Source organism: Aureibaculum marinum (assembly GCF_003813905.1).
Lineage (GTDB): Bacteria > Bacteroidota > Bacteroidia > Flavobacteriales > Flavobacteriaceae > Aureibaculum > Aureibaculum marinum.
On sequence record NZ_RPFJ01000056.1, the window covers coordinates 1 to 11224 of the forward strand.

The 11224-nt window shown below is 30.0% G+C and carries 8 protein-coding genes; 2 read left to right on the forward strand and 6 right to left on the reverse strand.

Features of this window, described 5'->3' with window-relative positions; genetic code table 11:
- The first annotated feature begins 463 nt into the window (after positions 1–463).
- On the forward strand, positions 464–1117 hold the full coding sequence (locus EGM88_RS14390; RefSeq protein WP_123899125.1) for a peptidoglycan recognition protein family protein: 654 nt from the start codon (positions 464–466) through the stop codon (positions 1115–1117).
- A gap of 75 nt (positions 1118–1192) precedes the next feature.
- Entirely contained in the window at positions 1193–2659 is a 1467-nt protein-coding gene (locus tag EGM88_RS14395) for a M14 family metallopeptidase (protein WP_123899126.1), read from the forward strand.
- A gap of 4 nt (positions 2660–2663) precedes the next feature.
- On the opposite strand, the gene EGM88_RS14400 is transcribed toward EGM88_RS14395, so the two are convergent.
- The 6 genes from EGM88_RS14400 to aroC form a co-directional block, all read right to left on the reverse strand.
- Positions 2664–3209 (reverse strand): YfiT family bacillithiol transferase, encoded by a 546-nt coding sequence (locus EGM88_RS14400; RefSeq protein ID WP_123899127.1) that lies wholly within the window; start codon positions 3207–3209, stop codon positions 2664–2666.
- 115 nt (positions 3210–3324) lie between these two features.
- Positions 3325–4257 (reverse strand): peptidylprolyl isomerase, encoded by a 933-nt coding sequence (locus EGM88_RS14405; RefSeq protein WP_123899128.1) that lies wholly within the window; start codon positions 4255–4257, stop codon positions 3325–3327.
- A gap of 64 nt (positions 4258–4321) precedes the next feature.
- Positions 4322–7480 (reverse strand): S41 family peptidase, encoded by a 3159-nt coding sequence (locus EGM88_RS14410; protein WP_123899129.1) that lies wholly within the window; start codon positions 7478–7480, stop codon positions 4322–4324.
- A gap of 73 nt (positions 7481–7553) precedes the next feature.
- Entirely contained in the window at positions 7554–8378 is an 825-nt protein-coding gene (locus tag EGM88_RS14415; RefSeq protein ID WP_123899130.1) for a T9SS type A sorting domain-containing protein, read from the reverse strand.
- 192 nt (positions 8379–8570) lie between these two features.
- Positions 8571–9644 carry a PA0069 family radical SAM protein gene (locus EGM88_RS14420; RefSeq protein WP_123899132.1) on the reverse strand — a complete coding sequence of 358 codons (1074 nt, stop codon included), beginning with the start codon at positions 9642–9644 and terminating at the stop codon, positions 8571–8573.
- Between the two features lie 77 nt (positions 9645–9721).
- The gene (aroC, locus tag EGM88_RS14425; RefSeq protein WP_123899131.1) at positions 9722–10783 is read right to left on the reverse strand and encodes a chorismate synthase; all 1062 of its coding nucleotides are present in this window, start codon (positions 10781–10783) and stop codon (positions 9722–9724) included.
- Positions 10784–11224: the final 441 nt, after the last annotated feature.

Genomic DNA, 11224 nt, shown 5'->3' on the forward strand with positions numbered 1-11224 from the left:
ATGTATTATTATTTAAACTTTATAAAATTAGATATACTATAAGATAAAATCATAAAAAAGGGGTAATAACTGTCTGAACGCTATGGTGAGTTGAGACAGTTTTTTTTTGCTTTTACTTTAGGTTATAAATGAGTGTGAATCATTATTTAAAATTATTTCTTATCTCTATTGTATTCATATTTAAGTGATTGATTCTGGATATGAAATAATTTTAAAAATATTTTGCTAAAAAAGGTAGGAATTTTGGAGTGGTTGTTGTTCAATATACAAATAGTGAAATAATATTAATCATAATAATAAATTAGATATACTATAAGATTAATAGAATAAAGGGGTAAAAACTGTCTTAACATTTTGGTAAGTTAAGGCAGTTTTTTTTGTAATTACTTTAATTTTTTTAAATGCGATAATAAATGTAATAACTTTAGTATTTTTGGCCTGTTAAAAGTGGAAAACATACTAAATGAGATTTTTAATATTATCGATTTGCTTTCTAGTTTTTTTTTCATGTAAATCTACTCATCAAATTATTGATAAGCCTATAATTTTTGATGAACAAAGGAAGCAATTAACATTAGAATACTTGTCAGACCGTTATGGATTGGTACAAGAAACTCCTACCATTATTCCAAAAATGGTGGTGTTACACTGGACAGCTATTCCTACACTTGAAAATTCATTTAAAGCTTTTGAAAAATCTACTTTGCCCAATTGGCGGCCAGAATTGGTTAATCGAAGTGGATTAAATGTATCTACACATTTTTTAATAGATCAAGATGGTGCCATTTATCGTCTTATGCCTGAAACTATTATGGCAAGGCATGTAATAGGGCTAAATCATTCAGCTATTGGAATAGAAAATGTTGGAGGAACAAAAGATACACCTCTTACAAAAGCACAGTTAAAATCAAATATTTGGTTGGTAAACTATTTAGCAAAAAAATACGATATTGAATATGTCATTGGACATTTTGAATATACTCATTTTGAAGGACATCCTTTATGGTTAGAAAAAGATGATGGTTACCGAACTAAAAAAACAGATCCAGGTCGTGAATTTTTAAATAAAGTTAAAAAGGCAACTAAAAAATTAAATTTAAAAGAAACTCCCAATTAAAACTAGAAGTTTTAACTGAATAGAATAATTTTTAAACTATATATATTAAACATATAAGAATCAATACAAATAGCTATGAGAATAAGAACGTTACTAACACTATGGGCATTTTTAATTACAGGGTTTACTATAGGTCAAACCGGTGAAATGACCACAAATCTCTATAATACTTACAACAAGTATAAAGAGGGGAGTTTGGATAAACGAAGAATTAAACATCAAAATATAAAACCTCTAATAGAGAAGTATCGTAAAAATTCGAAGTTTACAGTTAAAAAAGTTGGAGAATCTATAGAAGGCAGAGACTTAAATTTAATAAGTATTGGCTCTGGAAAAACAAATGTTTTTTTATGGTCTCAAATGCACGGAGATGAGCCAACGGCTACACAAGCTATTTTTGACATTTTAAATTTTTTAGATAGTGATGATTTCTCTAAAGAGAAAAAAACGATACTTAACAAATTAACTTTACATTTTTTACCAATGTTAAATCCTGATGGAGCAGAAGTTTTTACTCGAAGAAATGCGTTGGGAATTGATATTAACAGAGATGCATTACGATTACAATCTCCGGAGGGAAAAACATTAAAACGTGTTAGAGATAGCCTAAATGCAGCGTTTGGATTTAATTTACACGATCAAAGTACATATTATAATGCAGAGAGAACAGAAAAACCAGCAACAATATCATATTTAGCTCCTGCCTATAATTATGAAAAAGATATTAATGAGGTTAGAGGTAATGCGATGAAAGTTATTGTTTTTATGAATAATATTATTCAAAATTATGCACCAGGTCAAGTAGGGCGTTATAATGATGATTTTGAACCTCGAGCTTTTGGAGATAATATTACCAAATGGGGTACTAGTGCAATTTTGATAGAATCTGGAGGATATCCTGATGATGTTGAAAAACAGGAAATTAGAAAATTGAATTATGTTTCAATACTTTCTGCAATTTATACTATTGCTGAGGGAAGCTATGAAGATATTAATATTGAAGATTACAATAAAATTCCTGAAAATGACCGTAAGCTTTTTGATTTAAAAATTAAAAATTTGACATACAACCTTAATGGGAAAGATTATACTATTGATTTAGGTATAAATCATTTAGAGGTTGGTATTAATAAAAATACTGATTTTTATAATGTAGGAAGAATTGTTGATCAAGGAGATTTATCTACTTATTATGGTTATGAGACTTTTGATGCCACAGGATATAAAATTGTTGAAGGTACGCTGTATCCGTCAATGGTACCTTCAATAGCTAGTTATGATAGGTTAAACGAATTATCTATGCTAAAAAAGGGGTATCTTTATGTTAAAATGGCAAAACTTCCAGATGCAAACTATACTACGAAGCCTATTATGGTTTTAAAAGTAACAAAAGCCACACCAAAATTAAGAGTTAGAGTTGGGGCAAACGCTAACTTTTTATTAGAAAAAAACGGAAAGATAGATTATGCTGTTGTTAACGGATTTTTGATAAATCTTAATAGTGATAATCCAAAGTTTAAAAATGGATTGATCTATAAATAATAATTTATTTCCAAGACATTCTTTTTTTTAAGCTATTTATATGGGCGTAATGATGTACAGAATGCCAAGCATAAATTCCGATGTTTTGTGCTAATGATATTTCTTCGTTACTATCAGGATAAATAAAGGTGTGTTGCAATTCGTTTGGTGTGAGCCCTTTTAAAAAGTACACCCATTTTTGATGTAATGCTGTTAAAGCATTTAAAGACAGTAAGATTGGAGCAGATTTAGAGTCTCTAAGTTCTGCCCATCGGTCTTCATAATATGGTTTAATTATGGGTTTTACTTCAGTTAGAGCCCATTTAAACCGGATGTAACTGTTGTGGTGACTATCTGCCAGATGATGAATAACTTGTCTAACTGTCCAACCTTCAGGTCTATAAGGTGTATTTAATTGTTCTTCAGTTAAATTGATAACTAATTTGGATAGTTGTTCAGGAAATTCTTCTAAAATTGTAATCCAATCTCTAATATGTTGTGATGTAATGGGATTTGGAATTTCAGGTTTCCCAATAGGATATTTTAAAGATTCTAAGTCTATTGTATGCATTTCTTTTTCATTTAAATAGCAACAACAGTATACAAATGTAAACATATATCCCTATAAAAAAGACCCTAAATAATAGGGCCTTTTAGTAGTTATATATGTTTATTTGGATACATATTTATTTTACATTAACCAGCTCTACATCAAATATTAAAGGGGCGTTTGGAGGAATTACTCCACCAGCACCTCTAGCACCATAAGCTAAATCAGATGGAATTACCATTCGAGCTTTATCTCCAACTTGCAATAATAAAATACCTTCATCCCAACCAGGAATTACTTGTCCAACCCCTACTGTAAATTCAATAGGCTCATTACGTTTATATGATGAATCGAAAACAGTTCCATCTAGTAATTGACCTTTATAATGTACAGAAACCATAGCTCCTTTTGTAGCATTTTTTCCATTTCCCTTTTCAAGAATTTTATACCTTAGGCCACTTTCTGTTTTATCAAAACCTTCAGAAGCATCATTTAATAATTTTTCTTGTTTTGCTTTTTCTTCTGCTTCACGTTTTGCTCTAGCTCCTTCAAAAACTCTAAAAGATTCAACAGCATTAAAATTTTCAGCCTCAGTACCAACTCTTATAATTTCAACTTTTTCAATTTTATCACCTTGTTGAATAGTATCAACAATATCTTGACCTTCAGTAACATGTCCAAAAACCGTATGTTTATTATCTAACCAAGGTGTAGGAACATGTGTAATAAAAAATTGACTTCCATTAGTAGCAGGTCCAGAATTTGCCATAGATAATACACCTGGTTTATCATGTTTTAAATCAGGATGAAATTCATCATCAAAACTATATCCAGGATTTCCAGTACCAGTTCCAAGAGGGCATCCTCCTTGAATCATAAAATCAGGAATTACTCTATGAAATTTTAACCCATCATAATAAGGTTTTCCTTGAGGAAGTACTTTGTTTTCTAAATTACCTTCAGCCAAAGCTACAAAATTACCAACCGTTCCAGGTGTTTTATCGTAAGTTAAACTGACAAGTATTTCACCTTTGCTGGTGTTAAATTTTGCGTATAATCCGTCTTTCATTTTTTAATATTTAATTTGTGGCAAAGATACTTTGCTTTTAAAAGAAATAAAAAAGTTATTTCAGTTAATTTATTTGTTTTAATATAATTTCAATAGCTTTATCTAATTGAGGTTGATTACCTTCTAATCGATCTTTAAAACTCTCACTAACATAAACATCAGGGCTTACCCCTTCGTGTTCTAAATTTTTACCATCAAGTGTATAGCATCCCCATGAAGGTAAGCGATAAAAAGAACCATCTACTAAAGATTTACTAGTTGTAAAAATAATCCATCTATAAGTTTCAGTACCTACAATGGTTCCTAAGCCTAGTTGTTTAAATCCACTAGCAGTCATTTCTGCATCAGATAGTGATTGTTCATTAATTAGTAAAACAATAGGTTTGTTTCCATAATTAAAATTAGATTGCCCTGTAAGTTTTCCTTCTCTATATTTCCATTGTAGATAGGTTTTTTGTTGTAAGAAACTTAAAACTCCATCATGTACATTACCACCGGTGTTGTAACGTAAGTCTAAAATTAAAGCTTCTTTATCAGCTTCATTACTAACTAAATCTTGTTTAAATTTTATAAGTTCGCCACCACCCATATTTTTCATATGTACATAAGCAATTCTATTGTTTGATTGTTTATCAACATATTCTTGATTAGTATCTTGCCACTGATCGTAAAGTAGATTTTTTATAGCTCCACTAGAAGTTGTATGTATATTTACTAAATGTTTTGTACCATTGCGTTTAAAGGTTAGTGTAATTTCATCCTTAAAAGTAGGTTCTGAAAAATACTTTTCTCTATTTTGTTTAGAATCTACAAGAACTCCATTTACTGCAACTAATTCATCACCAACTTTAATATTTTTGTTTTTAACATCAGCAGGACTTTCTTTTACTATTCCACTTACGATATACGGATTATCGTTTTTAAATAAAATACCTGTTGCTAAAGTTCGTGTTCCGTAATAAACATCTTCTTCTTTTCCGTAAGAACTGAATCCAAAATGTGAAGTGTTTAATTCTCCAAGCATATCATTAAATATTAATCTTAGATTCTCTCTACTGGTGACATAGGGTAAATATTGAGCATAATAATCACGTAATTTTTGCCAATTTTGACCGTGAAAATTTTCGTCATAAAAATTTTCTTCCATACCTGCCCATGCTTCATAGAACATTTGATTGAACTCTTTAACTAATGATTTATTAAATTTGAAATCTAAATTGATTTCTTCCAATTTATTAGCATCAATTTTTAATGTAGAAATGGAGCCATTAAATAAAATGTAATTGTTTTTATCTGTTGAAACTAATTGATAATTACCAATTCGTTTATCACTAACGGTTTCTGTTTTGTTTTTTTCAAATGGTTCTATTGTTGTTTTCCATAATTGATTTTTACCTTCGGAGTGATTAGAAATATAAAGAACAAATGTTTTATCATCTTTTGAAATTACGCTAATGTTTCTTTGTTGACCAAAGTTTGGGCTTATTTGTGTAAGCCTTTCCATACTATGAGTTGGATTAATAGTAACTTTAGGTTTTTGAATGTCAGCTTTTTTCTCTTTCTTTTTATCCTTTTTTGACTCCTCTTTCTCTTCTTTTTTTTCTTCAAACAGTTTGTTAATTTTATCTAATTTAAATGGTGCTTCAAATTTATCTAATGCCATTTGATAAATTTTAGAATTTGTGGTGCCAAAAGGATAACTGGGTTGTAATCGGTCAGATGAAAAATAGATGTATTTTCCGTCAGGAGACCAAACCGGACCAGATTCAGAAACTTTTGTTTTCGTTAAATTAGTTATTTTTTTAGTTGTGATATTATAGGTAAATATATCAGCTTCAAAATCGCGATATGCATTATAGACTATATAATTATCGTCTGGAGAAAAATAGGGATTACTATTGTAAAAGCCCCATAATTCATCTGTTACAATTGTATTTATTTTAAATGTAGTTAAATCGATAAGAACAATATCATTTCTTCCGCTAATGTAAACTCCTTTTGTACGGTCACTATTAAAAGTTATTTGTCGGTTATTTTTATTGTTTTTAGTTAGTTGTTTAGCGTTAGTATTCTTATCTGCATCTATGGTAAACCAGTTGTAATATCCTTTAACGGATTGAGAGTAGAGTAAGGTTTTATTGTTTTTTAGCCATTTTACTTCTTGTACAGCTTCTGAAGGATCTGTTTTTATTTCTTTAATAAATTTTCCTTTACTATCTGATATAAATAATCTTCCCCTTGATACAAAAGCCAATTTTTTATCATCAGGAGATACATCAAAATAGCTTATTTCACCTTTTACATTATAACTTTGATTTTTAGTTAAGGTATTGTTCTTAAAAATATGAATTTCAGGTTTATCTGTTTTTCCTGTTTTAACATCATATACATAGATTTGATAGTCTTTTCTGAAAACAATTTTTTCTCCATTTGCACTTACTTTTGGCCACATTATAGAAGTGGAAAAATCAGTTAATTGTTTTTTAACATTATTGTCAAAAGTATATAGGTTGTATTCACCATTAGCTTGATCAGATTTAAAATAGAGTGTTCCATTTTTATCAAAAGTAGCTCCAAAATCTTTACCTCTATAGGTTGTATGTTTTTTAAATTCTTTAGTTTTTGGGTTGTAAGATTTTATATCAGGATTGTAATCTCCTTTATATCTTTTTCTATGAGCAAAACGACCACTTTCCCAAGATTCGTTAAAATAAATTTCATCATTTAAAGGATGTTCTACTACATTATGTATTGTATTAAAATAATGTTCAAATAAGCGTTTTGGAGTACCTCCATTTCTGTTAATGCCAAAGGTTGTTACAGAATTTAACCGTCCTGAAGTAAAATATATGGTTGAGTTATCCCAACTCCAAGAAGACACTCTGTCATCACTTTCATGAAATGTAAGTTGTGTAATTTCACCTCCATTTAACGGCATTATATAAACATCGTCATTACCAAATTGATTGCTAGAAAAGGCTAACCACAATCCGTCTGGCGAAACACTGGGGTTACTTTCATTTCCTTCCATAGCTGTTAATCTCTCGGCGGTGCCACCTTCGGTGGGTACTTTCCATAAATCACTATCATAACTGAAAATAATATGTTTAGCGTCTGGAGTTAATGTTGGATTATGGGTGAAAAAAGTTTTATTGTGTTGAGCATTTGTATGGTAGGTAAATATAAGACTAATACCTAATAGTACTAATTTTAAAGGTTTCATAAAAGTAAAATTATGTTTGAACCTTAAAAATATTAATAAAAAATAGAAAAGTAGAAGTTATGCAAAAAAGTTTTTAACCTTTTATAATTTTAAAAGTACCTTTTTTTGTACCTATTTTTACTTGAACTAAATATACCCCATTAGGCAAATTATCCATATAAACTTTAGATTCTAACCTATCCGGTTTTTTTGTAATTACTTTTTGACCAATGGTATTGTAAACATTTACCAGAGATATGTTTTCTTTTGCATTAAGTGTTAAAATGTTTCCTGTTACAGGGTTAGGAGCATATTTAAAACCTTCTGATATTAGTTCGTCAACACTTACTGTAGCAGTATTTATTAGTTTATAATGGTCAATTCCTACGCCGTAGGTTAAGGTATTTTCATCATCATAAATAAATTTTACTTTAAAATTATTATTAATATAAGCTGTGATGTCAATAACTTCTGTTTTATTAATGCCAGTATTTGCTGCAGGAGTATCTCCATCTACCAAAAGTACATTTTGCCATGTAGTACCATCCCAAACATCAACCATAAAATTTCCACTATTACTAAAGGTTTGGTGGTTGTAAGTAAGTTCAATAGCGGCACTTACAATGTTTTCAGCTACTAAATCAATTTCAGGACCTTCTAATTCAATATAATTATTTACAAATCCTCCACAACTATTGTCATCAAAAATTACACCACCACTAGGAAAATTGGAGGGTGTATAAAATCCGCTTCCTATAAGAGACCCAGAATAACCAAATTGCCAAGTACAACCAGTTGGGCCAGACGTAGCACTCCAGCCATTAGGCATTGTTGTAGCATTAAAATCTTCTTCTTGAAGTTGAGCACTGCTTATAAAACTTAAACAGCATAACATATAAAGTAAAATTACCTTCTTCATTTAATTAAATTTAAATTCAGCTTCATTTCTCTGAATTCTACTTGCTATATGTTTTTAAGTAGTAGATGCTTTTAGTTTTTTATTAACACTATCTGAAATAGTGTTTAACAGTATTATACAAATTAAATAGGTGTTATATATAACGTTTACTTTATGAGTTTATTTTTTAACATTGTATTATATGAAAATACTTTAAAATAGTTTAAGTTGAAGTGGAGTGTTTTTAGAATAAATTGAATAATCTAGAGGTGGTAAAGATTTGTTACTAAAGTACTTTTTTTTAGCCAATCTAAACTGAAGGTGAACTTGTTCTGCAATTTTACCTTCACCACTCATACGTGTGCCAAAACGACTATCATTAAGTTTTCCGCCATGACAATCGGCAATTTGATTGCATATTTTTTTAGCTCTGTCTGGTAATGTTTTATTTACCCAATCTATAAAAATTTCGCTAATAGCACCATTTAGCCTAACCATGGTATAAGCAACAGATTTTGCACCTAGTTCACTTACTTTTTTTGTTAAATCAAAAATTTCATGATTATTAATTGCAGGAATTATAGGTGCCATCATAACATTAACAGGGATGTTATGATTAGATAATACTTCTACAGTTTTTAATCGTTTAGCAATTGAAGCCGTTCGGGGTTCTAAAATTCTTCTTGTTTTTTCTTCAAGAGAAGTTATAGAAATGCTTACATGTAATAAGTTTAAAGAGGCTAATTTGGTAAGTATGTCTAAGTCTCTTAAAATTAGAGTGTTTTTGGTTATTATACTAACAGGATGTTTGTATTTTAAAAATACGGTTAATAGTGATCTTGTAAGTTCTAATTTTTTTTCAATAGGTTGGTAGCAGTCTGTATTACCAGAAAGCATTATATTTTGAGCTTTCCAGTTTTTACTTTTTAATTTTTGTTCTAATAATTCAGCTGCATTTTTTTTATATAAAATTTTTCTTTCAAAATCGAGACCAGCACTATATCCCCAATATTCATGTGTGTTTCTTGCATAACAATATATACAACCATGTTCACATCCTTGATAAGGATTTAAAGAATAGGCGAAACCAATATCTGTGCTGGTTACTTTATTTAAAATTGTTTTAGGAAATATTTCTAAATATTGAGTTTTAGAATTGTTATAATGCTCGCCTTCTTTTATACAATAATTTAAGAAATCATCTTCTAAAACTTTATGGAGTTTTAAAAAGCGATTGTTGGTATTTATCTGAGCACCTCTTCCTTTTATGTACTTAAATTTTTCGATGTTCAAAATTAGCACATAAAAGAGTATGGTCTTGCTTAGGTTTGTAGCAAATTTGAGTAATTAAAACTCAACTCTTTTTATAAGGTATTTGTTTTATGGAGCAATAGAAAATCTAATAACACCATAGCTGTTAAAGCTTCAACAATTGGTACAGCTCTTGGCACTACACATGGGTCGTGTCTACCTTTTCCTTGTACTGTAACGGCATTTCCATCAGCATCTATGGTATCGTATTTTTGAAGAAGGGTAGCTACCGGTTTAAATGCTACTTTAAAATAAACATCCATTCCGTTAGAAATTCCGCCTTGAATTCCACCAGAAAGGTTTGTTTTTGTTGTGCCATCTGTATTAAAGGAATCATTATGTTCAGAACCTTTTAACTTTGTACCTTCAAAACCACTACCATATTCAAATCCTTTAACAGCATTTATGGTAAGCATGGCCTGACCTAAGCGAGCATGTAATTTATCAAAAATAGGCTCACCAAGGCCTAGAGGTACATTTTGAGCAACACAACTAATAGTGCCTCCAATAGTATCTCCTTGTTTTTTTATGGCTTTAATATGTTCTATCATTTTAGTTGCTGTCTCATTATCAGGACAACGAACTGCATTTGATTCTGTTTTAGATAAATCCAATTCATGATAAGATTTATCTAAAGTAATAGATCCAACAGAGTTTGTAAAAGCGTTTATTTTTATATTTTTTAATAGCTGTTTTGCTATTGCACCTGCTACAATCCAATTTGCAGTTTCACGAGCAGAAGAACGTCCACCACCTCTAAAATCTCGTAAGCCATACTTTTTTGTATAGGTAAAATCAGCATGAGAGGGTCTAAAAGTATTTTTAATATCTGAGTAATCTTTAGATTTCTGATTGGTATTTTTTATCACAAAACCAATTGAAGTACCTGTAGTTTTACCTTCAAAAATACCTGATAAAAATTCAACGGTATCTGGTTCTTTACGTTGTGTTACTATAGTAGATTGTCCAGGTTTTCTTCGGTCTAATTCATGTTGAATAGCCTCAAAATCTAAAACAATTCCAGCAGGACAGCCATCAATAATACCACCAATAGCCGTACCGTGAGATTCACCGAAAGTAGTTAATTTAAATATTTTACCTATACTGTTGCTCATCTATTAAAAATTGAAAAGCAAAGGTAAAATAATATTCTATAATTTAAGCTTCGGATTTATATAACTTTAAGTTAAGGTAAACGATTATCATGAAATACATCATTTCTCTAAAACAGAGGTATTAGTATTAATCATGTTTTTTACAGCTATAAAGTTTATCGCTTGTGATAAATAGTCAATATTGGTTTGCTTATTCAGGCCTGTGACAAGTTACAAATTGATGGAGTGGGAGTAATGTGTATTTTTTTATTGTTAAACTTATTATTAGGCTTACGGGATTACTCCCTGGCGGTCGTGATCCCTTGATTGATTATCCAATACAATTATAAAAACCACAACATACTATCGTATGTTTAGTTTTTTCAGAAATTTACAAAGGCAAGCTTATGGGATTACTCCCTAGCAGTCGTGATCCCTTGATTGTTATCCAATACAATCATA

Excerpts from the sequence above, each read along its gene's own strand:
- EGM88_RS14390 (WP_123899125.1), top strand. The coding sequence starts at position 464 with ATGAGATTTTTAATATTATCGATTTGCTTTCTAGTTTTTTTTTCATGT.
- EGM88_RS14395 (WP_123899126.1), top strand. The coding sequence starts at position 1,193 with ATGAGAATAAGAACGTTACTAACACTATGGGCATTTTTAATTACAGGG.
- EGM88_RS14400 (WP_123899127.1), bottom strand. The coding sequence starts at position 3,209 with ATGCATACAATAGACTTAGAATCTTTAAAATATCCTATTGGGAAACCT.
- EGM88_RS14405 (WP_123899128.1), bottom strand. The coding sequence starts at position 4,257 with ATGAAAGACGGATTATACGCAAAATTTAACACCAGCAAAGGTGAAATA.
- EGM88_RS14410 (WP_123899129.1), bottom strand. The coding sequence starts at position 7,480 with ATGAAACCTTTAAAATTAGTACTATTAGGTATTAGTCTTATATTTACC.
- EGM88_RS14415 (WP_123899130.1), bottom strand. The coding sequence starts at position 8,378 with ATGAAGAAGGTAATTTTACTTTATATGTTATGCTGTTTAAGTTTTATA.
- aroC (WP_123899131.1), bottom strand. The coding sequence starts at position 10,783 with ATGAGCAACAGTATAGGTAAAATATTTAAATTAACTACTTTCGGTGAA.